This window comes from Planomonospora sp. ID91781 (assembly GCF_015711595.1).
GTDB lineage: Bacteria > Actinomycetota > Actinomycetes > Streptosporangiales > Streptosporangiaceae > Planomonospora > Planomonospora parontospora.
The window spans coordinates 1,131,342-1,153,048 of sequence record NZ_JABTEY010000001.1 but is presented as its reverse complement, the minus strand read 5'-3'; the positions used below and the strand labels follow the sequence as shown (position 1 = coordinate 1,153,048).

Genomic DNA, 21,707 nt, shown 5'->3' with positions numbered 1-21,707 from the left:
CGAGGGTGCCGGCCGGCGGGAAGCCGTGGTCATGCGTCCGACGGAGGAGGTCACATGGCCGGAAAACTGAGCGGCACCGGCGAACTGAACTGGCTCCTCGACGACCTGACCAGCCGGGTGGCCGCGGTGCGGCAGGCGGTGATCCTGTCCACGGACGGACTCGCCGTCGGTTTCTCCAAGGGGCTCAGCCGCGAGGACGCCGAGCACCTGTCCGCCGTCGCGGCCGGCTTCCAGAGCCTGGCACGCGGGGCCGGACGCCACTTCGGCGGCGGCGAGGTCCGCCAGACCATCGTGGAGATGGAGTCGGCGTTCCTGTTCGTCACGGCCGCCGGGCAGGGGACCTGCCTGGCCGTGCTGAGCAGCTCGGACGCCGACGTCGGCCACGTCGCCTACGAGATGGCGATGCTGGTCAAGCGGGTCGGCCAGCACATCTCCGCGAATCCGCGCCAAGGCCTGTCATGACCCGCTGGATGGATGAGGAGGCCGGGCCCGTGGTCCGGCCGTACGCCCTCATCGGAGGCCGCACCAGGTCCTCCGGTGACGCGCTGGACCTGGTCGCCATGGTCACCGCGACCGGCGGCGCCCCCTCCGGCGGGTTCGTGCCCGGCCCGGAGCAGGAGCGCATCCTCACCCTGGTCACCACCGCGACCTCGGTCGCCGACATCGCCTCGGAGCTCGACCTGCCCCTGGGCGTGGTCCGGGTCCTCCTCGGCGACCTGCAGGACCACGGTCTCATCTCGATCGGACGCGCCTCGGCGAGTGAGCGCATTCTCAAGGAAGTGATCAATGGACTTCGAGCCCTCTGACGAGCCGGTCGCGCTCAAGATCCTCATTGCGGGCGGCTTCGGCGTGGGCAAGACCACGCTCGTCGGCGCGATCAGTGAGATCCGCCCCCTCCGCACGGAGGAGGTGCTCTCCGACCGGGGCATCGGCATCGACGACACCGACGGCGTGGAGGGCAAGACCACCACGACCGTCGCCATGGACTTCGGCCGCATCACGATCCGCGAAGGGCTGGTCGTCTACCTGTTCGGCACGCCCGGCCAGGAGCGGTTCTGGTTCATGTGGGACGAGCTGTCCTACGGCGCGCTGGGCGCGGTCGTGCTGGCCGACACCCGGCGGCTCACCGACTGCTTCCCCTCGATCGACTACTTCGAGCAGCGCGGCACGCCGTTCATCGTGGCGGTCAACTGCTTCGACGACGCCGACCAGTACGACGTCGAGGAGGTCAGGTCGGCCCTCGACCTGGACCCGGACGTCCCGGTGCTGATGTGCGACGTACGGCGCCGCGCCTCGGCCAAGACCGTGCTGGTCACCCTGGTGGAGCACTCCCTGCGGGTGCTGACCGCGAGCCAGGCCTGACCCTCCCGCACCGCGGACCGGCCGCCTCGCGCTTCCCTCTTCGCCGAGGGAGCCGCGGGGCGGCCGGTCCGTTCTCCGGCGGCCTGCGCGCCCGCCCGTGCCTTCCCGCGCTCTGCGCGCCCGCCCGTGCCTTCCGGCGGCCTGCGCGCCCTGCCCGTGTCCTCCTCGCGCCGCTTCCCGGTCCGTCTGCGGGACGGCCGGGTCAGAGCGCCCGGATGCCGTTGATCACTTCCAGGAGCAGGCTCTGCGCGGGCGACGTGGCCGCGGGGATCGGCTGGCGGACGAGGATCAGCCCGTGGTCCAGCAGGTCGCCCAGCAGCACCTTGACTACGCCCAGCGGCAGCCCCGCGTCCGAGGCCACCTCGACGATCGGGCGGGCCCGCCCGACCAGGCCGAGCAGCCGCCGGTGCTCCGAGCTCAGGTGCGCCCGCGGCGAGGGCGTCGCGCCCGTCGCCACCACCATCGACATCAGGTCGAAGGCCGTGGAGGACGGGATGGTCCGCCCGCCGGTCATGGCGTAGGGGCGGACGACCGGGCCGGCCTCCTCGTCGATCCATTCCATGTCGTTCACCCTGTCGTTCACCTGGTCGCTCACTGGCCCGCCGTCCTCGGGCCGGTGGCCAGGTGCTGGCCGACGCGGGCGACCAGCCGCGCCATCTCGTAGGCGATGAGGCCGACGTCCGCGGCCCCCGTCGTCATGACGCACAGGCAGCTGCCCTGGCCCGCGGAGGTGACGAACAGGAAGGCGGAGTCCATCTCCACCATGGTCTGGCGCACGGACCCGCCGCCGAACTGCAGGCTCGTCCCCTTGGCCAGGCTCTGGAAGCCGGAGGCCACGGCCGACAGGTGGTCGGCGTCCTCCTTGCTCAGGTCCCGCGACGAGGCCATCATCAGCCCGTCGTTGGACAGGATCAGCGCGTGCGAGACGTCCGCCACACTCGTGACGAAATCATCCAGAAGCCAATAAAGCTCACCCGGCACGTGGTCAAGCCCCTTCCCCACCGTTGTGTTCGCTCTCCGACCGCCCGCGCCGCCACCCCGCCTGGAGCGAGTTCAGCAACGCCCTCGCCTCCTCCGGCGACCTCTCCTCCACTTCGGCGACCCTGGTCTCGGCCTCTGGGACCGCTTCCGTCTCCTGGCGCAGCTGCGGCGTCAGATTCGCCTGACGTACCCGGCGGGGCAGCCCGCCACTCCGCCGCTGCGGCGTCCTGCGCGCGTCCATCACCGGATGCGCCCGTGCGGCCGGAACCCGCACCGCCTCTCCGGCAGGGCCGAGGGGGCCCGACTCTCCGGCTCCGGCGGACGCGGGGATGCCCGCGAGTCCGGCGGGCTCGCCGTACCCGGCGGGCGCCGCGGTCTCGGCGGCCTCGGCGGTCTCCGCGGCCCCGACGAGCCGGACCCGATCGGTCCCCGAGGCCGTCGGGGTCGCTGAGGACACCTGGTGCGCCGAGGACGCCTGGGACGCCGGGTGCGCCGCCGTGGCGGGCTCCGACGGTCCGGGGTCCGGCTCGGGCGCGCCCAGCAGGTTCGCGGGGATCAGCACCGTCACCGCGGTCCCGCCGTACGGCGAGGGCCGCAGCGTCACGTCGACCCCGTACCGGGCCGCCAGCAGGCCGACCACCGCGAAGCCCAGCCGGTCGGTCTCCGCCGGGTCGAACTCCGGCGGACTGGCCAGCCGCGCGTTGATCGCGTCGCGCCGCTCCTTCGTCAGGCCCAGGCCCCGGTCCTCGATCTCGACCGCGAAGCCGCGGGGGACGAGCGCCCCCCGGATCGAGACCTCGCCCCCGGGCGGGGAGAAGACCGTCGCGTTCTCGATGATCTCGGCGAACAGGTGCATCATGTCCGCCACCGCGTCACCGGGCAGCGTACCGCCCGGCATCGGGTAGATCCGCACCCGCGCGTAGTCCTCGACCTGGGCGGCCGCGCCGCGCAGCACGTCCTCCATGGGCACGGCCGACCGCCACCTGCGGCCCGCCGCCCCACCGGACAGGATCACCAGTCCCTCGGCGTGGCGGCGCATGCGGGTGGTCAGGTGGTCGAGGGTGAAGAGCTTCTCCAGCGTCTCGGCGTCCTCGGCCTGCCGCTGCATCCCGTCGAGCAGCTTGAGTTGCCGTTGGAGCAGGCCCTGCTTGCGCCGGGCGAGGTTGCGGAAGGCGTGCGCCACGCCCTCGCGCAGCCTGGCCTGCTCCACGGCCGCGTCCAGGGCGCGGTGCTGGACGCTGTCGAAGGCGGCGGCGACGGCGTGGACCTCGGAGGTGCTGCCCGGCGCCTCCAGCGGCGGCGCCTCCGCCACCGCGTCCACCCGTTCGCCCCGCCGCAGTCTCTCCATGACGTCGGGGAGCCGCACCTCGGCCAGTTCCACGGCGGCCCGCCGCAGGCCCGCCAGCTCGCGGGTGAGCCCGCGGCCCACCCGGTAGGAGACGACCAGGGAGACGATGACCGCGACGAGCCCGAGCGCTCCGGCGACCCCGGCCCTGACGTACGTCGCGGTGACCGCCGGGCCCGCCTTGTCGGCCAGGGCGGCGGAGGACCTGGTGACGGCGATCTGGAAGGCGGCGTCCAGCTGGTCGGTGACGGACCGCCAGTCGACGCCCGAGACGGTGGCGCCGTCGAGCAGCCGTTTCTCCATCGCGCTGAAGCGGTCGTGCAGCGGGGAGGACGCCACCTCGGCGACGGAGCCGCGCAGCTCCGGTCCCAGCTCCGCCAGCCCCTGCTCCAGCAGGAAGACGCGCTTGGCGGACAGCTGGGTGAACAGGATCAGCTCCCCGCTCGACAGCGGGCGCTCCAGCGCCAGCGCCCCGGTGCCGAGCGCCCGCTCGCGGCTGAGGAAGTCCTTGGCCTGGTCGATCGCGGCCAGCGCACGGGCCTGCTGGTAGACCTCGGGGTCGTCGCCGGAGCCGAGGCTGTTGCCGAAACGCCGCACCGCGTCGGGCACCAGCCCGAACTCGCGGGAGAGGGCGATGAAGCCGATCCGGCCCTGGTCGATCCGGACGCGCAGCTCGTCGATCCGCCCGGCGCGGAGCATCAGCTCGTCGTAGTGGGCCTTCGTGCGCGGGCTCATGATCGACTGGGCGGCGTCCACGGCGGACTCCGCGCGGAGCCGGGCGCGGGCCTGGTCGGTGATCATCCGCTGGGCGTCGAGCCCGCCGCGGTCGGCAGGTGAGCGGGTCACCATGTACTCGGTCGAGAGCAGGTGTTCGCGCTGCAGGGCGAGGACCAGGTCGTCGGCGGGCTCGGCGACGGTCTCCTGGAGGGTGCCGGCGTCGAGCAGGCCCACCGAGTCGCCCACGGTCACGACGGCGCCGAAGCCCCACAGGGCCACCAGCGAGGCGAGGGGGGTCACCAGCAGCACCGAGAGCTTGAACCGGATGGACCTGCTCGATGCCATGTCACCTCGACGGTTCAGCCTGGGCGCACCGGCGGGGAGGACCCCGCAGGGCGATCACTGGATCGGCGACGAGGATAGCACTGTCAGTTCCCGCTATCTGTGTCCTATTTGTGATAAGTCAGGAAATAGTCATGGAGTGTGACAAGTCGCACCAGTGTGATGAGTTACTACAAGAGCGGCATGTCATCCCAGAACGGCCCGTGAGGCGTGGGTGCTCGTGCTCCGGATCCAGGTCAGCTGGAGCAGCCGCACCGCCAGCACCGCGACCAGCGCGACCTCGGCGCCGAGCAGCACCCGCTCGACCAGGCCGATCAGCACCCGGTCCCCCGGAAGCGCCACGTAGGTGATCGCCAGGAGGCCGAACCCCCCGGCCAGCGAGAGCCACTCCACCGGCCTGGCCGCCGCCCGCCACCGCTCGTCCTCCGACAGGCTCGTCACCATGAGCATCCCCGCCACCGGCATCGCGGCGAACGCGCCGACCGAGACGTAGCGGTGCACCTGGGCGCCGAGGTCCAGCACCGCCCCCGGCGCGACGGTCGGCACCACCGCGATGAGCACCAGCGCCGCGCTCCACACCAGCATCAGCCGCTCGGCCGCCGTCCCCACCGGCGCCCGCACCGCCCGCAACCCGGCGACCAGCGCGAACGACGCCACCCCCAGCGACATCATGGCGAACTCGGTCGCCCCGCCCCGGTCCAGCACGGCGTACTCGCTGATCGTCAGGTTGAGCGGGTCCAGGTACGGATCAGGGTCGATCTGCCCGACCACGGCCGCGACGGCCGCGATCAGGATCCCCGCGCAGGCGATCAGCGGATAGAGCATCTTCAACCGGAGCATGATGCCCAGACTGCCCTCCGGGCGTACCGGCGGACATCGGGATCGACCCCTGATCCGACCCTGACCCGCCCCTGAGACGCGGCCCCCGATCTCCGGGAGGCGGCGTCCCGGGGACACGGAAGGTCAGCCGAGCGGACGGGCCTCGGCGTAGCGGGCCCGGATCTCCGGGAACGGGTCGGCCTCGTAGCGGGCCGACGCGCCGCCCTCCCAGACCGGGGGTTCGTCGGTGCCTCCCAGCAGCCAGGCGGCCTGCCGCGCCGCGCCGTCGGCGACGTACTCTCCCGGCTCGGGCACGACCACCGGCCGTCCGAAGACCGCCGGGGCGATCCGCCGTACGGCCTCCGACCGGGCTCCGCCGCCGACGAGCAGCACCCGGGCCGGGTCCAGCCCGAGGGCGTCGAAGGCGTCGGCCAGGTGGCAGAGCATGCCCTCGACCGCCGCCCTGGCCAGGTGGCCGGGGGTGGAGGTCTCCAGGGTCAGCCCGTGCAGCGACCCGGTCGCGTCCGGCAGGTTCGGGGTCCGCTCCCCTTCGAGGTACGGCACGCAGACCAGCCCGCCGGCCCCCGGGGGAGCCGCCAGGGCCAGCTCGCCCAGCCGGTCGAGGCCGACCCCGAGCATCCGGGCGGCCGCGTCGAGGACCCGCGCCGCGTTGAGCGTGCACACCAGCGGCAGGAACCGGCCGGTCGCGTCGGCGAACCCGGCCACGGCCCCGCTCGGGTCCGCGCTCGGCGCCTCGGCCACCGCGAACGCCGTCCCCGACGTGCCGATGGACACCACCACGTCGCCCGGCCGCGCGCCCACCCCGAGGGCGGCGGCCATGTTGTCCCCGGTCCCGGGGGCGAGCAGCGCCCCGTCCTGCACCGGGGCGCTCCCCCACGCCCGCGCGCGGGGATCGCGGGCGAGGCGGACCTCGCCCGCGCCGTCCCGGGGGCCCAGCACCCGGGGGAGCTGCGGGACGGAGCCGAGGGCCGCCTTGAGCAGGTCGGTGCGGTAGGACCCGGTCGCGGGCGACCAGTAACCGGTCCCGGAGGCGTCACCGCGGTCGGTGACGGGCGCCCCCGACCTCCCGGCCAGCCGCCAGGTCAGCCAGTCGTGCGGCAGGCAGACCGAGGCCGTGCGGCGGGCGCTGTCCGGCTCGTGCTCGGCCAGCCAGCGCAGCTTGCTCACGGTGAACGACGCGACCGGCACGCTGCCGACCGCCGCCGCCCACGCCGCCGGTCCGCCCAGCTCCGCGACCAGGTCGGCCGCGGCCTGCGCCGAACGGGTGTCGTTCCACAGCAGGGCGTCGCGCACGACCTGCCCGGACTCGTCCAGGCAGACCATGCCGTGCTGCTGCGCCGCCACGCCGACGGCCGCGACGTCGTCCAGCCCGCCCGCCTGGTCAACGGCCTCGCCCAGGGCCGTCCACCAGGCCTCGGGGTCGACCTCGGTCCCGTCGGGGTGGGCGGCCCGGCCCTGGCGGACCAGGGCGCCGGTCTCGGCGTCCCTGATCACCACCTTGCAGCTCTGGGTGGAGGAGTCCACCCCGGCCACGAGGGTCATCCGCGCACTCCGAGAAGGTGCTCCAGCGCGAGCTGGTTGAGCCGGGTGAAGTGGAAGCCGCGCTCGGCGGCGGCGTCCAGGTCGAAGTCGTCGCGGGCCAGGTCGTCGAGGGTCTCGCCGGGGGCCAGCGTGGGCTGCGACAGCTCGCCGACCCGGCTGGCGGCCAGCGCCTCCTGCACCTCGGGGTCGGCGCGGAAGGCCGCGGACTTCTCCTTGAGGATCAGGTAGGTGCGCATGTTGGCGGCGGCCGACTCCCACACGTCGGAGGCGTCGTCGGTGCGCAGCGGCTTGTAGTCGAAGTGGCGGGGGCCCTCGTAGCCCTCGTTCTCCAGCAGGTCGACCAGGAAGAACGCGCTCTTCACGTCGCCGTGGCCGAAGATCAGGTCCTGGTCGTACTTGGGACCGTGCTGGCCGTTCAGGTCGATGTGGAAGAGCTTGCCGTGCCAGAGCGCCTGGGCGATGCCGTGCACGAAGTTCAGCCCGGCCATCTGCTCGTGGCCGACCTCGGGGTTGAGGCCCACCCGCTCGGAGTGCTCCAGCTCGTTGATGAAGGCCAGCGCGTGGCCGATCGTCGGGAGCAGGATGTCGCCGCGCGGCTCGTTCGGCTTGGGCTCGAGGGCGAACCGGATGTCGTAGCCCTTGTCGATCACGTAGGAGGTCAGCAGGTCGAGCCCCTCCTTGTAGCGGCTGAGCGCGGCCTTGACGTCCTTGGCGGCGTCGGACTCGGCGCCCTCGCGGCCGCCCCACAGGACGTAGGTGGTCGCGCCCAGCTCGGCGGCCAGGTCGATGTTGCGGATGACCTTGCGCAGGGCGTAGCGCCGGACGTCGCGGTCGTTGCTGGTGAACCCGCCGTCCTTGAAGACCGGGTGGGTGAACAGGTTGGTGGTGGCCATCGGGACCTTCAGGCCGGTCTCGGCCAGGGCGCCCTTGAAGCGCTCGATCGCCTTGTCCCGGTCGGGCTCGACGGCGAGCAGGTCGTCGTCGTGGAAGGTCACGCCGTAGGCGCCGAGCTCGCTGAGCCGGTGCACGGTCTCCACCGGGTCGAGAGCCGCCCGGGTGGCGTCGCCGAACGGGTCGCGCGCCGACCATCCGACCGTCCACAGGCCGAAGGTGAAGCGGTCCTGCGGGGTGGGCGTATAGGCGTTCATGGGCCGGTCCTCCGATTTAGTCCACTTAATGGATTTAATATGCGTCCTGGAAGTGGGATCGTCAAGAGGTGGGTGTTCCATGACGCAGGCCGTACGCCACGACTCGATGCGCGCCCGCAACCTGGGGGTGGTCCTGGGCGAGGTCCGGCGGAGCGGGCCGGTCACCCGGGCCGCGCTGGCCGAGATGACCGGGCTGACCAAGACCACCGTCTCCAAGATGGTCTCCGACCTGCTCGCCGCGGGCATGGTCACCGAGACCGGGGTCCCGTCCCGGGGCGAGCGCGGCCGGCCCGGCACCGCGGTCGCGCTCAGCGGCGGACGGGTCGCGGCGCTCGGCCTGGAGATCAACGTCGACTACCTCTCCGCCTGCGTCGTGGACCTGGCCCTGGAGGTACGGCTGCGCCGTGCACGGGCTGTGGACAACCGGGCCGCCTCGCCTGTTGAAACCCTGAGCCACCTGCGAGAACTCGCCCGGGAGGCGGTGGAGGAAGCCCGCTCGCTGGGTCTGGTGGTCGCCGGATCGACCCTGGCCGTCCCCGGCCCCGTGGACGACGGCCTGGTGCACAGCGCCCCCAACCTCGGCTGGCGGGACGTGCACGTCGGCGAGCTCCTGGACGGCCTCCTGGCCCCGTCGGACGCCCGGCTCCCCCCGGCCGCCCCGGTTCCGCTGCCGACCGTGGACAACGAAGCCAACCTGGCCGCCCTGGGCGAGCTCTGGTTCGGTTCCGGCCACCGCGACTTCCTCCACGTCTCCGGGGAGATCGGCATCGGCGCCGGCCTCGTCGTCGGCGGCGCGCTCTTCCGGGGCTCCCGCGGGCTCGCCGGCGAGCTCGGCCACGTGGTCGTCTTCCCCGACGGCCCGCCCTGCCGCTGCGGCGGCCGGGGCTGCCTGGAGCAGTACGCCGGGCAGGAGGCGCTGCTCCGCGCCGCCGGGGCCGGTACCGTCGAGGAGCTGGCCGGCCGCCTCCGCGACGGGGACGCGGCGGCGTTGACCGCCTGCGAGCGCGCCGGGCACGCGCTCGGCCTGGCGCTGACCTCCGCCGTCCACCTGTTCGACCCCGGCACGATCGTGCTGGGCGGCGTCTTCGCCCCGCTCTTCCCGTGGATCTCCGGCGCCGTGCGCGAGACCACGGCCGCCCGGCTGTCGGCGATCCGCGACGCCGTACCCGACCTGGCCGTCTCCCGCCTCGGCGGTGACGCGGCGACCCTGGGCGCGGCGGGGCAGGTGATCCACCGGATCATCGCCGACCCGGTGGCCTACGTGACCGCGTCGCGGACCGCCCCGGCGGGCTCCAAGCCACGCTGACCGCCACCGCTCCGGACCATGCTGACCGCCACCGCTCGGGGGCGCCGCCCGCTCCGCTCGGGGACGACGGCGCCACCGGCTTCCCGGCCACGCCGACCGCTCAGGGGCGTCGGCCGCTCAGGGGCGCCGCTCGCCCAGCACCGCCGCGCAGATCGCGGCGAGCTGCCCGGTCTGCTCGGGGGTGAGCCGGTCGAACAGGCAGCGCCGTACGGCCTCGACATGTCCGGGCGCGGCGGCGGCGAGCACATCGTGGCCGGCGTCGGTGAGCGCCGCCCAGCTCACCCGCCGGTCCGCCGGGCAGGGCAGGCGGCGCACCCAGCCGCGCTCCTCCAGCCTCGCGACCGCGTGGGAGAGCCTGCTCTGCGATGAGTTGACCCCGGCGGCCAGCTCGCTCATCCGCATCCGGCGCTCCGGCGCCTCCGACAGCCGCACCAGCACCGCGTAGTAGGCGTGCGGCATGCCGGAGTCCCGCTGCAACTGGCGGTCCAGCTCCTCCTGGATCGCCTGGGAGGCCGCCAGGAAGGACCGCCACGCGTGCTGCTCGTCGTCGTCCAGCCATCTCGTCACGGAGCCAGTTTATTTGAACTCTCAAGTTTTTGGGGTTAAAGTACTTGAGAGTTCAACTTTTCAGGCATCCAGGGGGTCACCATGCCGGTCCAGCGGCTCAACCACGCGGTCCTGTACGTGCGCGACGTCGAGCGCAGCGTCGCCTTCTACCAGGAGGCCCTCGGCTTCCGGGTCGTCATGGGCATGCCGGGCGCGGCGTTCCTCCAGGCCGAGGGGTCCGGCAACGACCACGACCTCGGTCTCTTCCAGATCGGCGCCCAGGCGGGCCCCTCGGGCGCCGGGCGCTCCACCGTCGGCCTCTACCACCTGGCCTGGGAGGTGGACACCCTGGCGGAGCTGGAGCGGATCGCCGTCAGGCTGAGCGGGCTCGACGCCCTGGTCGGCGCCTCCGACCACTCCACCACCAAGGCGCTGTACGCCAAGGACCCCGACGGCCTGGAGTTCGAGGTCTCCTGGCTGCTCCCGGCCGACCTGGTCACCGAGGAGGTCCTGGCGGGCCGGTCCCGGATCCGGCCGCTGGACATCGCCCGCGAGAAGGAGCGGTACGGCGCGCACACCCGCGGCGGCGTCGGCGTCTCGATCCCCGCCTGATCAGGAGGGGCCCGTCCCGGCGCCCCCTCCGGATCCGCGCGACGACGCGCCGTGCCCTCAGCCGCACCCTCAGCCGCACCCTCAGCCGCACGGACCGGCGGACGGACCGGCGCGGATCGACGCACGGACCGGCGGATGGACCGACGCGCGGACCGACGGGCAGCTCGACGGCCGCCCCGGCCGGTCGGCGTGCCCCCGGTCGCGGACGGGCCTTAGACTGAACACCGTTCGGAAAGCTGGACCGTGTCAGGGATCGCTGTCGACCCCGGATGAGGGAAGTGACGTCGTGACCCGTGGTCCGGAGGCCGTGCTGGAGGTACAGGGCTGGCGCATAGGCCCCACGCGGGTCCTGCGCCTGGTGGGCGAGCTGGACGCCTACACCGCGCCCGTCGTCCGGGCGCGCCTGGACGCCGCGCTGCTCGACTCCGGCGCGCCGTCACTGATCGTCGACCTCACGCCGCTGAGGTTCATGGCGACGGCGGGGATCTCCCTCATGCTGAAGCTGCGCGCCGAGATCACCGCCCGCCAGGGCGGCCTGATGCTGGTCCTCCCTGCCGAGAGCCTGCCGCGGCGCCTGTTCGAGGTGACCGGCCTGGCGCACCGCTTCGCCATCTGCGAGACCCTCGAAGAGGGCGTGGCGGCCTTCCGCCGGGAACCGCCCGACCGCGATCCGGGCGCGATGGCCGACGGGCCGCCATAGGCGTTCGGGGCCGAGGGACCCGGTCCGCGCCCCGTCGTCCCCCGCGGGGCTCACTGCAGCGCGGCCACGGCCTTCTCCCTGCTCTCGTAGGAGGAGAACAACCGGTCCAGGCCCATGATCCGGAAGACGTTGGCGATGTCGGGGTCGAGACCGGCCAGAGCCGGCGCGGCGCCGGCGTCCTGCGCGCGCTGGTGCGCGGCGACCAGCAGGGAGATGCCGGTGGAGTCGCAGAACGTCAGCCCCGACAGATCGATCACCAGCCCGGCTCCGGAGGCGAGCGTGAGCTCGTCCAGGGCCGCGCGCAGGCGGGGAGCGGTGTGGTGGTCCAGATCGCCGGCCACGACCAGCACCTGGAGGCGCGGCGAATGCGGCTGGAGGGTGACGGTCAGACCGTGGTCATGCTGCACCAGGGCTCCTGAGAGGGGACGGCCGCCGGGCGGCCGGGGACGGACAGGGCGAGCACCGCGGTGTCGTCGGACACACCGCCGCCCAGGTCATCGATGAGTTTACGCACGGCGGCCGGCAGACCGTCGGCGCCGGAGGGGGAGACGGCGGCGAGATAGGCGGTCAGGCCCTCCTCGTCCAGCATGGAGCCGGTCTCGGTGCGGGCCTCGGTCAGGCCGTCGGCGCCCTTGCCGCAGACGTCGCCGAGGAAGGCGTGGCGGCGCACGGCCTCCAGGCGGCGCACCCCGTCGGCGGTGCTGACGTCGGTCTCCTCTCCCGCCGGGCTCCTCGCGGTGTGCGGGGCGCGCGTGGGGCCCCGGAGCGATTTGCCCTATCCTACGTAACCGTTGGGCTGATCCTTGCGTACCCATCGGGCCGAGCCGGCGAAGCCGCCGACCAGCGCGTACGGCGAGGCCCGCGGCGGAGGCGGGCGGGGCGGCGAGCGGCACGGTGACGGATCCGGCGTGGGGCGGGTGCTCGGCGTGAGCGAAAGGATGTCCGATGACGCGCTGCGACGACGCTGAGCGTGGATCACCCGGAGCGGCCGGAGCCGCGGTGTTCGCCGCCGACGAGGAGGTCGGCCGGGACCTGGCCGGAGTGGACTGGCGGAAGACCCCGCTCGGGCCGCCGGACGGGTGGCCGCAGAGCCTGCGGACCGCGGTGAGCATCCTGCTGTCGTCCCGCTTCCCCATGTGGATGGCGTGGGGGCCGGAGCTGACGTTCTTCTGCAACGCCGCCTACCGCCGCGACACCCTGGGGCAGAAGTACCCCTGGGCGCTGGGCCGGCCGGCCGACGAGGTGTGGGCGGAGATCTGGGACGACATCGGTCCGCGGATCGGCACCGTGCTTACCACGGGGGTGGCGACCTGGGACGAGGCGCTGCTGCTGTTCCTGGAGCGGTCCGGCTACCCGGAGGAGACCTACCACACGTTCTCCTACAGTCCCCTCCGCGACGACGACGGCGCCGTGGTCGGCATGCTGTGCGTCGTCAGCGAGGACACCGAGCGGGTCATCGGCGAGCGGCGGATGGCGACGCTGCGGGATCTCGGCTCCGATCCCAGCGTGGTCCGCACCGAGCAGGAGATGCTCGCCTTCGCCTGCCGCCAGCTCGGCCGCAACCGGCACGACCTCCCGTTCACGCTGACCTACCTGTTCGACGACGACGGCCGCGCGCGGCTGGCCGGGACGACGGGGATCCCCACCGGGCATCCGGCCGCCCCCGCCGTCCTCGCGCCCGGCGACCCGGACGGGGTGTGGCCCGCGGCGGCGCTGGCCCGGGGGGAGTCGGTGCTCGTGCCGCTCGACGGCGCCCGGTTCACCGGGCTGCCGTCCGGCGACTGGCCGGAGCCGCCCGTGCAGGCGGCGGTGGTGCCGCTGCTGCAGCAGGGCAGCGCGCCGTACGGGTTCCTGGTGGCCGCGCTCAACCGCTACCGGCCCCTGGACCAGGGATACCGGGGGTTCATCGAGCTGGCCGCGGGGCACGTCGCGGCGGGGGTCGCGAGCGCCCGCAGCTACCAGGCCCAGCAGCGGCGGGCGGAGGAGCTGGCCGAGCTGGACCGCGCCAAGACCGTCTTCTTCTCCAACATCAGCCACGAGTTCCGCACCCCCCTGACCCTGATCATGGGACCGGTGCAGGAGCTGCGCAGCCGCCTGCGGGACGCCGACGCGCAGGTGCGCGAGGAGCTGGAGATCGTCCACCGCAACGGGCTGCGCCTGGGCAAGCTGGTCAACACCCTGCTCGACTTCTCCCGCATCGAAGCGGGCCGCATGCAGGCCCGCTACGAGCCGGTGGACCTGGCCGCCGTGACCGCCGAGCTGGCCAGCGTCTTCCGCTCCGCGGTCGACAAGGCCGGCCTGGCCTTCGAGGTGGACTGCCCGCCGCTGGCCGAACCGGTCTACATCGACCGGGGCATGTGGGAGAAGGTGGTGCTCAACCTGCTGAGCAACGCCCTGAAGTTCACCTTCCACGGCTCCATCGGCGTCCGCCTGCGCCACCGTGACGGCCACGCCGTCGTCACGGTCGCCGACACCGGCATCGGGGTGCCCGCCGACGAGCTGCCGCGCCTGTTCGAGCGCTTCCACCGCATCGAGAGCGCCCGCTCCCGCTCCAACGAGGGCAGCGGCATCGGACTGGCGCTGGTGAAGGAGCTGGTCGGCCTGCACGGCGGCACCATCACCGCCGACAGCGTCGAGGGCGAGGGCACGACCTTCACCATCCGGCTGCCCCTGGGGCCCGGTCATCTGCCGGCCGACGCCCTGGTCCCGGCCGGAGCCGCGGAGCCGGGCCCGGCCACCGCCGATCCGTTCGTCGAGGAAGCCCTGCGTTGGCTCCCCGCGGACGGCACGGCGCCTCGGGAGGCGGCCGCCCTCGGCGTCTCCGCCGCCGCGCCCTCCCCGGCGCCGGACGGCGGCGCCCCGGCGCGGGTGCTGATCGCCGACGACAACGCCGACATGCGTGACTACCTGGCGCGGCTGCTGCGACAGTCCTACCAGGTCACCCTGGTGAACGACGGCCGGGCCGCGCTGGAGGCGGTGCGCGCCGACCCGCCGGACCTGCTCGTCAGCGACGTGATGATGCCGCGTCTGGACGGCCTGCAGCTGGTGGCCGCGCTCCGTGCCGACCCGCGTACCGCCGGGGTGCCGGTCCTGCTCCTGTCGGCCCGCGCCGGGCAGGAGGCCTCCATCGAAGGCCTGGAGGCGGGCGCGGACGACTACCTGGTCAAGCCGTTCTCCGCCGCCGAGCTGCTGGCCCGGGTGCGGGCGAACGTCGAGCTGGCGCGGATGCGCAACCACCACGCCCGGTGGCGCAGCGCCATGATCGAATCACTGCAGGAGGCGTTCTTCGTCGCCGACGAGAGCGGCGCCGTCGTCGAGATCAACGCGGCGTTCGCCGACATCCTCGGCTACGGACCCGAAGGACTGCCCTACACCCCGCTGCACCCGTGGTGGCCGGACGAGGCCGAGGACCCCCAGGCCCACGCGATGGTGGGCGAGGCCTTCGCCCAGCTGGTCAGCGAGGGCAGGGGCAGCTGCGTCATCCCCGTCACCCACCGCGACGGCCACCAGGTCTGGGTCGCGGTCACCTTCAACGACGTCACCGATCCCGACACCGGCCGCCGCCGGATCGTGGGCACCATGCGCGACGTCACCGCCGAGCACTACCTGGTGCAGCGCGAGAGCGCGCTGGCCGCGCTGAGCATGCGCATCTCCCAGGCCGGCAGCCTGTCCGACACCCTGTCCGGGGCGCTGGAGGAACTGCGGGACGTCTGGCACGCCCGGCGGGTCCTGGCCGCACTGTGGCAGGAGGACGCCGACCGGCCGGTGCTGACGGTCCCCGGCTCGGCCGGCCTCCGCTGGCAGGACCTGCCGGAGGACCTCCGCGAGAGGATCACGGAGCTGCGCGGTCATCCGCCGCTGCGTCCGCTCGCCGACGAGGCCGGTGGCGCCGGCATCACCCTGGAGCACCCCGGCGGGCTGCTGGCCGTCTGGATCGACCTGGACCAGATGCGGCCCTTCACCGCCGAGGACCAGACCCTGCTGGCGCTGCTGACCGGCCGCCTCGGCCAGGGCCTGCACCGGGCCCACCAGCTCGACCAGCAGCGCGAGGCCGCCGTCGCCCTCCAGCGCGCCATCCTCGGCCCGTCCCGGCTGCCCGACGGCTTCGCCGTCCGCTACGAGCCGGCCACCCGCCCGCTGGAGGTCGGCGGCGACTGGTACGACATCGTGCCGTTGTCCGGCGACCGCATCGCCGTCGTGGTCGGCGACTGCGTGGGACGGGGCCTGGAGGCCGCGGCCGTCATGGGACAGCTGCGCAGCGCCTGCCGCGCGCTGCTGCTGCAGGACGCCGGTCCCGCCCAGGTGCTCGGCGCCCTCGACCGGTTCGCCGCCCTCGTCCCGGGCGCCAAGTGCACCACCGTGTTCTGCGGTGTCCTGGACACCGCCACCGGTGAGCTCGTCTACTCCAGCGCCGGGCATCCCCCCGGCATCCTGGCCCACCCCGACGGCACCACGCTGCTGCTGGAGGGCGGCCGCTCCACCCCGCTGGCCGTACGCCCCGGCCATCCCCGGCCCGAGGCCGGGTGCACCATGCCGGCCCGCTCCACCCTGCTGCTGTACACCGACGGCCTGGTCGAGCGCCGCCGGCGTCCGCTGACCGCCGGGATCGACCAGGCCGGCGCCGCCGTCCAGGACGGCCGGTCCACCCCCATCGAGGACCTGGCGACCCACGTCATGACCCGCCTGGCACCGGACAGCGGCTTCAACGACGACGTCGCCCTGGTGCTGTACCGCCAGCCCGCGCCGCTGGAGGTGGCCTTCCCCGCCGAGTCCAGCCAGCTCGCGCCGGTGCGCACCGCCCTGCGCGACTGGCTGAGCCGCTGCGAGCTCAACCCGTCGATGATCCAGAACGTTCTCGTCGCGGCCGGGGAAGCCTGCGCCAACGCCATCGAGCACGGCCACCGGCACGCCCCCGGCCACATGATCCGCTTGCGGGCGGTGGCCACCGCCCGCGACCTGCACCTGACCGTCGCCGACACCGGCCGCTGGAAGCCCCCGCAACCCGAGGCCAATCCCCATCGCGGCCGGGGCGTCGCGCTGATGCGCGCCCTGATGCACCACGTCACCATCGAACCCGGTGCCGCCGGGACCACCGTCGACATGCATGCGAGGATCACCAGATGAACACCCCGCTGACCCTGGTCACCTCGGAGCGGTCCGACGGTCGCCCGGTCCTCGCCGTCACCGGTGAGATCGACATGAGCAACGCGGGCACCCTGGACGCCGCCCTGGCCCGGTCCGCCGACGACAGCACTCTGGTCGTCGACCTCAGCGCGGTCGACTATCTCGACAGCGCCGGTCTGACCGTCCTGTTCGCCCACGCGCCGCGTATCCGGCTCATCGCCAACCCGCTGCTCGTCCCCGTCCTGACGATCTCCGGACTCACCGACGTCACCGTGGTCGAGGAGATCCCGGGTGACGGGAGGACCGGAGGAGAGGCCGTCTCGTGACGCGACGCGCCCGGGCGGCCGCCGCGGCCCCGTCCGGCGCGGACGACGAGGTGCTCGCCGGCGCGTAGGGCGGCCTCACCGAAGACGTGGCGGAGGCCCGGGTCCCGCGGGCTCCGGCCGGCCGGGCCTATCGCCCTCCGGGCGGCGCTTCCAGCGCTCCCGGCGCTCCCGGCGCTCCCGGGGCTCCCGGCGATCGCGTGCTCGCCGTCGACACCGCCGGGGTCGCCGGGCCCGCCGCGGCCGGGTCCGGGCGGGTCGCAGCAGATGACGGTGATCCGGACGTCCGCCGCGACCGCGGCCCGGGCGGCGAGCGGGACGAGTGCCATCGGGGCGGCGAGAACGGCGGAGATGAAGACGCGTCTACGCAAGGGAGCGCTCCAGACATGAGGGGATCGTCACCGTTGGACGTCACACAGTCACAGAGGGTTGTCAGAAAGGGCGACTCCGTCGGGACTCCAGAGGCTGCCGCCTGCTCGACCCGGTCAAGGTGGCGGTCGCCCGCCCACGCGCCGAGGCAGCCACGGGCCGCTGGACCGGGGCATCCCCGCCCGCGTCGTGGCCGCCTACCCGGAACGGCGCGGCATCATCCAGGGTGCCCACCGCGACGGTGACGGGCGCTACCGGGTGGAGGTCCTCAAGGAGGGGTGAGATCCCTGATCCGTGGTCCCCGGTCCGCCGGGAGGGAGGCCGGCATCACGGGCGAGCAGGGCGGCCTGGACCCGGTTGGCACAGCGGAGCCTGGTCAGGACGCGGCTCACGTAGGTCTTGACGGTCGCCTCGCTCATGTTCAGCCGCAGGCCGATCGCGGCGTTGGACAGGCCTTCGGCGACCAGGCCCAGGACCTCCGCCTCACGGGGCGCCAGCGTCGCCAGCCGTTCGGCCGCCTCCCTGCGGCGCCGGGCCTCCACCGGTGTGACCATGCCCAGCACCATCCGGGTCACCGCCGGGGAGAGGTAGGCGTCACCGCGGTGCGCCGCGCGGACCGCGTGGATCAGCTCCTCCGGGGTGCAGTTCTTCAGCACGAACCCCGACGTGCCGTGCTGCAGCGCGCGCAGCACGTTCGGCTCGGCGCCGAAGGCGGTGAGCACCACGGTCCGAAGTCCGGGCAGTCTCCTGCGCAGTTCGCCGACCGCGCTCAGCCCGTCCAGCACCGGCATGTCGATGTCCACCAGCGCCACGTCGACGCGGTGCCTGAGCGCCTCCTCCACGGCCGCCCTGCCGTCGCCCGCCTGCGCGACGACCTCGATGCCGCCCGCCGACTCCAGCACGGTGCGGATCCCGGCCGTGATCAGCGGTTCGTCGTCGGCGACCAGCACCCTGATCACCCCGCCGGTCCCCCCGCCCACCGCTCCTCCGGTCATCTCAGCCCACTCCCAGCAGCATGATCGCGGGCAGCAGCACGAACATCAGGACCGCGGTGGCCGCCCCGGCGGCGACCGTGCGGACGCGGCCGGGCGGTCCCCCGCCCTCCTCGGTGCCCTCCGGCACGGTCCCGGCCTCCCCTGCGGCGTCGGTGCCCAGCACGGGCAGCATCGCGAAGAGCCGGAACCCTCCGCCGGGACGGGGCCCGTGGTCCAGGAACCCCCCGGCCGACCGTGCCCGCTCGTCCAGCCCGGTCAGGCCGTATCCGGCGCCGGAGGCCGGGAGCCCTGAGGGCCCCGGGAGATTCAGCAGGTCCGGGGCGTCGTGCCGGTCCGGGGGTCCAGGGAGGGCGTCGACGACGGTGAGCAGCAGCGCGTCCGGTTCCCATTCGACGCTCACCGTGACCGGCCGCCCCGGGGCGTGCTTGGCCGCGTTGGTCAGCCCCTCCTCGACCACCCGGTACGCCGCCTCCCCGGCCGCCGGGGAGAGCGGCCGGGGCTCCCCGCGCCGTCGCAGCTCCACCGCCGCCCCGGCCGCCCGGAACTCCGCCACCACCGCGCCGATCCCCTCCACTCCGGGCGAGGAACGCCCGTGCGCCTCGTCCTCCGTGCGCAGTTCCCCGACCAGTCCGTGGAGCTCGTCCATGGCGCCGCGTGCCGCCTCCGCCAGTCGCAGCACGGCCCGGCGCTGCTCCGGCGGGAGCGGTGAGACCTCCAGCGCCGCCGCCTGGACCGAGACCAGGCTGAGCCGGCGGCCGAGGGAGTCGTGCATCTCCCGGGCGATCCGCAGCCGCTCGCGCAGCCGCTCCCGCTGCGCGAGCAGTTCCCGGTTGCCCCGGAGCTCGCGGTTGTGCCGGTCGAGCGCCGACAGCAACCGCTCGTGCTGGGCGAGGTACCGCCCGGCCAGCAGCGGCAGCGCCACGAACACGAGGCAGGTGGCGGCGAGGTGGGGGAGCATCCGGGGGTCCGACTGCCGGGCCGCGAACTGCACGCCGAAGCCGCCGAAGCCGGCGCCGACGGCCACGGCCGTGCCCCACCGGGAGAGCATCGCGCGCCCGGCCTGGTAGGAGGCCCACAGCAGCAGGGCGTACCCTCCTCCGGACAGGGTGGCGAGCACCGTCGCGGCCACGAGGGCGGCGAGCGGGGACCGGCGGCGGAGCACGGTCACCAGGGCCGCGGCCGAGGCGTACACCGGCACCGCCCACAGGAGCGGGTCGCCTCTGTGGACGGCCGTCAGCAGCACGGTGTCGGTCATGACCACGGCGGCGGCGAGGAGATGTCGGCCCATGGGGAGCAGGGTACGTTCCCGGCACTCTCCGCGCGGGTGGCGATCGCCGGGCTCCGGCCGGTGGAGCGGTTCCCATCGGCGGAGCGGTTCCCGTCGGCGGAAGACGACTTTCGAGGACGGGACCGGCGACTTTCGGAGACTGCCCGGAGCCGGCCCCGTCCGTAGCGTCGGCCGGGTGATCGAAGTACGCAACCTCAGCAAGAGATACGGCGGCACGGTCGCGGTCGACGAGCTGTCCTTCGCGGTACGGCCCGGCCGGGTGACCGGCTTCCTCGGGCCGAACGGCGCCGGCAAGTCCACCACGATGCGGATGATGCTGGACCTCGACCGCCCCACCGCGGGCCACGTCCTCATCGGCGGGCGGCGCTACCGGGACCTGCCCGAACCGCTGCGCCACGTCGGGGCGCTGCTGGACGCCGGAGCCGTGCACGGCGGCCGCAGCGCCCGCCACCATCTGCTCTGGCTGGCGCGGAGCAACCGGATCCCGGCGGCCCGGGTGCGGGAGGTCCTGGAGCTGACGGGCCTGGAGGGCGTGGCCGGGAGACGTGCCGGGGGTTTCTCCCTGGGCATGTCCCAGCGGCTCGGCATCGCCGCGGCGCTGCTCGGCGACCCCCCGGTGCTGCTGTTCGACGAGCCGGTCAACGGGCTGGACCCCGAGGGCGTCCTGTGGATCCGGCGGCTCATGAGGGGAATGGCCGCCGAGGGCCGCACGGTGTTCGTCTCCAGCCACCTGATGGGTGAGACGGCCCTCGCGGCGGACCACCTGATCGTGATCGGCCGCGGACGGCTGCTCGCCGACACCACTGTGCCCGAGTTCATCGAGGCGAACTCCCGCTCGTACGTCCGGATTCGCACGCCGCAGCCGGAGCGCATGCGCGACGTGCTGGCCGAGGCCGGGATCCCGGTACGGCAGGCGGCGGACGGCGCGCTGGAAGCCCACGGGACCGAGGCCGCGAAGGTCGGCGAGCTGGCCGCGGCCGGCGGTCTGACAGTGCACGAGGTCGGCACGCGGACGGCCTCCCTGGAGGAGGCGTTCATGCGGCTCACCGGTGAGTCCGTGGAGTACCGGGCGGGGGGTGCGGACCGGTGAGCACACCGGCGGCCGCCGTGCGGGCGGCCATCGCCGCCGAATGGGTCAAGCTGCGGACCGTACGGTCGACCTTCTGGCTCCTTCTCCTGGCCTTCGCCCTCAGCGTCGGCCTCGCCCACCTGATCGGCTTGACCTTCGCCGACATGAAGCCCGACCCGGAGAGGCCCTTCGATCCGCTCTTCGCCGCCTTCTACAGCCTGACCCTCGGCCAGCTCCCCCTGGTGGCCTTCGGGGTGCTCGCGATGGGCGGGGAGTACTCCTCCGGGACGATCCGCTCCTCCCTGGCGGCGGTGCCCCGGCGCGGCCTGTTCTACGGCGGCAAGCTGCTCGCCGAGGTACCGCTGCTCCTAGGCTTCTCGCTGGTCACCGTACCGGCCGCGTTCCTGGTGTCCCAGGCGGCGCTCGGGCCGCAGGGCGTCTCCGTCGGCGCGGACGGGGCGGTGGAGGCCATGATCGGCGCGAGCCTCTACCTGACGCTCATCACCCTGTTCGCGACGGGAGTGGCGACGATGCTGCGCGGTTCCGCGCTCTCGCTGGGAGTCCTGCTCCCGCTGCTCTTCCTCGGTTCGCAGGGGCTCGGCAACATCCCGAAGGTGAAGACCGTCACGCAGTTCCTGCCGGACCAGCTCGGAACGGTGGTCATGCACCTCACCGGCCCGCCGGGGGATCCCCGGTTCGGTCGTCCCTACGGCCCGTGGACCGGGATGGCCCTCCTGGCGCTCTGGACCGCCGCCGCGCTCCTCGGCGGCCATCTGGCACTCCGCCGCCGGGACGCCTGATCGGCCACTCGACCTGCAGCCCGGCCTGCCGCCCGACCGGGAACGTCCTTCTCTCCCGCCACACCTCGCGCAGCATAATCAAGGAGATGTCTGAAATTTTCATCACCGATATTCAGCTCTGATCGGTTCCTTGGTGCGGAACCACAGGTAGAGCACTCCTCTCGAAGGCCCTTGACTGGGATCATGACTCCGAAAATTTCGGAGTTAATTGACAACTTTCAGAACCGGGGCGAACACTGTCGCCATCGGCAGCCCCGGCCCCTGCCGATCCCGGCCACCGGCCGTGGCCCGGCCCCCG

21 protein-coding genes are annotated in these 21,707 nt (G+C 73.7%); 10 read left to right on the top strand and 11 right to left on the bottom strand.

All coding sequences use genetic code 11. The annotated features are described in order from the left end of the window. Positions 1-54 precede the first annotated feature (54 nt). The 3 genes from HS048_RS05395 to HS048_RS05385 are packed head-to-tail and all read left to right on the top strand — an operon-like array spanning position 55 to position 1,362. Positions 55-462, top strand: a complete 408-nt coding sequence (locus HS048_RS05395; protein WP_068897935.1) for a roadblock/LC7 domain-containing protein — start codon at positions 55-57, stop codon at positions 460-462. Then, positions 459-806: a DUF742 domain-containing protein gene (locus HS048_RS05390; RefSeq protein ID WP_068897933.1), complete on the top strand. Its 348-nt coding sequence runs from the start codon at positions 459-461 to the stop codon at positions 804-806. Before HS048_RS05395 ends, HS048_RS05390 begins: the two co-directional genes overlap by 4 nt. After that, positions 787-1,362 (top strand): ATP/GTP-binding protein, encoded by a 576-nt coding sequence (locus HS048_RS05385; protein ID WP_068897931.1) that lies wholly within the window; start codon positions 787-789, stop codon positions 1,360-1,362. Before HS048_RS05390 ends, HS048_RS05385 begins: the two co-directional genes overlap by 20 nt. A 202-nt stretch (positions 1,363-1,564) precedes the next feature. Here the strand turns inward: HS048_RS05385 and HS048_RS05380 are convergent, their stop codons facing one another. From HS048_RS05380 to xylA, 6 genes are all read right to left on the bottom strand, one after another. Further along, entirely contained in the window at positions 1,565-1,957 is a 393-nt protein-coding gene (locus HS048_RS05380; protein WP_231647417.1) for a DUF742 domain-containing protein, read from the bottom strand. Continuing rightward, complete coding sequence (locus HS048_RS05375) at positions 1,954-2,343, bottom strand: roadblock/LC7 domain-containing protein (RefSeq protein WP_153054328.1); 390 nt, start codon at positions 2,341-2,343, stop codon at positions 1,954-1,956. Before HS048_RS05375 ends, HS048_RS05380 begins: the two co-directional genes overlap by 4 nt. Positions 2,344-2,347: 4 nt before the next feature. Next, complete coding sequence (locus tag HS048_RS05370; RefSeq protein WP_196466335.1) at positions 2,348-4,750, bottom strand: nitrate- and nitrite sensing domain-containing protein; 2,403 nt, start codon at positions 4,748-4,750, stop codon at positions 2,348-2,350. A gap of 183 nt (positions 4,751-4,933) precedes the next feature. Beyond that, positions 4,934-5,587: a DUF998 domain-containing protein gene (locus HS048_RS05365; RefSeq protein ID WP_196466334.1), complete on the bottom strand. Its 654-nt coding sequence runs from the start codon at positions 5,585-5,587 to the stop codon at positions 4,934-4,936. 123 nt (positions 5,588-5,710) lie between these two features. Beyond that, positions 5,711-7,129, bottom strand: a complete 1,419-nt coding sequence (gene xylB, locus HS048_RS05360) for a xylulokinase (RefSeq protein WP_068897926.1) — start codon at positions 7,127-7,129, stop codon at positions 5,711-5,713. Further along, the gene (gene xylA / locus HS048_RS05355; RefSeq protein WP_068897925.1) at positions 7,126-8,277 is read right to left on the bottom strand and encodes a xylose isomerase; all 1,152 of its coding nucleotides are present in this window, start codon (positions 8,275-8,277) and stop codon (positions 7,126-7,128) included. The genes xylB and xylA overlap by 4 nt, the downstream gene beginning before the upstream one ends. A gap of 79 nt (positions 8,278-8,356) precedes the next feature. On the opposite strand from xylA, the gene HS048_RS05350 reads away from it, so the two are divergent. Then, a complete protein-coding gene (locus HS048_RS05350) occupies positions 8,357-9,583 on the top strand; it encodes an ROK family transcriptional regulator (RefSeq protein ID WP_196466333.1) in 1,227 nt (408 codons plus the stop codon). A gap of 117 nt (positions 9,584-9,700) precedes the next feature. Here HS048_RS05350 and HS048_RS05345 read toward each other — a convergent pair whose 3' ends face one another. After that, positions 9,701-10,150 carry a MarR family winged helix-turn-helix transcriptional regulator gene (locus HS048_RS05345; RefSeq protein ID WP_068897923.1) on the bottom strand — a complete coding sequence of 150 codons (450 nt, stop codon included), beginning with the start codon at positions 10,148-10,150 and terminating at the stop codon, positions 9,701-9,703. A gap of 81 nt (positions 10,151-10,231) precedes the next feature. Between HS048_RS05345 and HS048_RS05340 the strand changes: the two genes are divergently transcribed. Both HS048_RS05340 and HS048_RS05335 read left to right on the top strand, forming a co-directional pair. Beyond that, positions 10,232-10,741 carry a VOC family protein gene (locus HS048_RS05340; RefSeq protein ID WP_068897922.1) on the top strand — a complete coding sequence of 170 codons (510 nt, stop codon included), beginning with the start codon at positions 10,232-10,234 and terminating at the stop codon, positions 10,739-10,741. 286 nt (positions 10,742-11,027) lie between these two features. Then, entirely contained in the window at positions 11,028-11,441 is a 414-nt protein-coding gene (locus HS048_RS05335) for an STAS domain-containing protein (RefSeq protein WP_196466332.1), read from the top strand. Positions 11,442-11,491: 50 nt separating this feature from the next. Here the strand turns inward: HS048_RS05335 and HS048_RS05330 are convergent, their stop codons facing one another. Further along, the gene (locus HS048_RS05330; protein WP_239320792.1) at positions 11,492-11,848 is read right to left on the bottom strand and encodes an STAS domain-containing protein; all 357 of its coding nucleotides are present in this window, start codon (positions 11,846-11,848) and stop codon (positions 11,492-11,494) included. Next, positions 11,827-12,129 (bottom strand): SpoIIE family protein phosphatase, encoded by a 303-nt coding sequence (locus HS048_RS05325; RefSeq protein WP_196466331.1) that lies wholly within the window; start codon positions 12,127-12,129, stop codon positions 11,827-11,829. Before HS048_RS05325 ends, HS048_RS05330 begins: the two co-directional genes overlap by 22 nt. A gap of 257 nt (positions 12,130-12,386) precedes the next feature. On the opposite strand from HS048_RS05325, the gene HS048_RS05320 reads away from it, so the two are divergent. After that, positions 12,387-16,565: a SpoIIE family protein phosphatase gene (locus HS048_RS05320; RefSeq protein WP_196466330.1), complete on the top strand. Its 4,179-nt coding sequence runs from the start codon at positions 12,387-12,389 to the stop codon at positions 16,563-16,565. Continuing rightward, positions 16,562-16,891 (top strand): STAS domain-containing protein, encoded by a 330-nt coding sequence (locus HS048_RS05315; RefSeq protein WP_196466329.1) that lies wholly within the window; start codon positions 16,562-16,564, stop codon positions 16,889-16,891. The genes HS048_RS05320 and HS048_RS05315 overlap by 4 nt, the downstream gene beginning before the upstream one ends. 617 nt (positions 16,892-17,508) lie before the next feature. Here the strand turns inward: HS048_RS05315 and HS048_RS05310 are convergent. Both HS048_RS05310 and HS048_RS05305 read right to left on the bottom strand, forming a co-directional pair. Next, positions 17,509-18,252, bottom strand: a complete 744-nt coding sequence (locus HS048_RS05310) for a response regulator transcription factor (RefSeq protein WP_230880741.1) — start codon at positions 18,250-18,252, stop codon at positions 17,509-17,511. A 1-nt stretch (position 18,253) separates the two neighbouring features. After that, positions 18,254-19,540, bottom strand: a complete 1,287-nt coding sequence (locus HS048_RS05305; protein ID WP_196466328.1) for a sensor histidine kinase — start codon at positions 19,538-19,540, stop codon at positions 18,254-18,256. A 175-nt stretch (positions 19,541-19,715) separates the two neighbouring features. On the opposite strand from HS048_RS05305, the gene HS048_RS05300 reads away from it, so the two are divergent. Both HS048_RS05300 and HS048_RS05295 read left to right on the top strand, forming a co-directional pair. Beyond that, the gene (locus HS048_RS05300; protein WP_196466327.1) at positions 19,716-20,630 is read left to right on the top strand and encodes an ABC transporter ATP-binding protein; all 915 of its coding nucleotides are present in this window, start codon (positions 19,716-19,718) and stop codon (positions 20,628-20,630) included. Then, positions 20,627-21,409 carry an ABC transporter permease gene (locus HS048_RS05295; RefSeq protein ID WP_196466326.1) on the top strand — a complete coding sequence of 261 codons (783 nt, stop codon included), beginning with the start codon at positions 20,627-20,629 and terminating at the stop codon, positions 21,407-21,409. The genes HS048_RS05300 and HS048_RS05295 overlap by 4 nt, the downstream gene beginning before the upstream one ends. Positions 21,410-21,707: the final 298 nt, after the last annotated feature.

What these genes read in the sequence shown, in the direction of transcription:
- HS048_RS05365 (WP_196466334.1), bottom strand. Translation starts at nt 5,587, where the DNA reads ATGCTCCGGTTGAAGATGCTCTATCCGCTGATCGCCTGCGCGGGGATC.
- HS048_RS05340 (WP_068897922.1), top strand. Translation starts at nt 10,232, where the DNA reads ATGCCGGTCCAGCGGCTCAACCACGCGGTCCTGTACGTGCGCGACGTC.
- HS048_RS05305 (WP_196466328.1), bottom strand. Translation starts at nt 19,540, where the DNA reads ATGGGCCGACATCTCCTCGCCGCCGCCGTGGTCATGACCGACACCGTG.
- HS048_RS05310 (WP_230880741.1), bottom strand. Translation starts at nt 18,252, where the DNA reads ATGACCGGAGGAGCGGTGGGCGGGGGGACCGGCGGGGTGATCAGGGTG.
- HS048_RS05390 (WP_068897933.1), top strand. Translation starts at nt 459, where the DNA reads ATGACCCGCTGGATGGATGAGGAGGCCGGGCCCGTGGTCCGGCCGTAC.
- xylA (WP_068897925.1), bottom strand. Translation starts at nt 8,277, where the DNA reads ATGAACGCCTATACGCCCACCCCGCAGGACCGCTTCACCTTCGGCCTG.
- xylB (WP_068897926.1), bottom strand. Translation starts at nt 7,129, where the DNA reads ATGACCCTCGTGGCCGGGGTGGACTCCTCCACCCAGAGCTGCAAGGTG.
- HS048_RS05370 (WP_196466335.1), bottom strand. Translation starts at nt 4,750, where the DNA reads ATGGCATCGAGCAGGTCCATCCGGTTCAAGCTCTCGGTGCTGCTGGTG.
- HS048_RS05315 (WP_196466329.1), top strand. Translation starts at nt 16,562, where the DNA reads ATGAACACCCCGCTGACCCTGGTCACCTCGGAGCGGTCCGACGGTCGC.
- HS048_RS05395 (WP_068897935.1), top strand. Translation starts at nt 55, where the DNA reads ATGGCCGGAAAACTGAGCGGCACCGGCGAACTGAACTGGCTCCTCGAC.
- HS048_RS05385 (WP_068897931.1), top strand. Translation starts at nt 787, where the DNA reads ATGGACTTCGAGCCCTCTGACGAGCCGGTCGCGCTCAAGATCCTCATT.
- HS048_RS05320 (WP_196466330.1), top strand. Translation starts at nt 12,387, where the DNA reads ATGACGCGCTGCGACGACGCTGAGCGTGGATCACCCGGAGCGGCCGGA.
- HS048_RS05350 (WP_196466333.1), top strand. Translation starts at nt 8,357, where the DNA reads ATGACGCAGGCCGTACGCCACGACTCGATGCGCGCCCGCAACCTGGGG.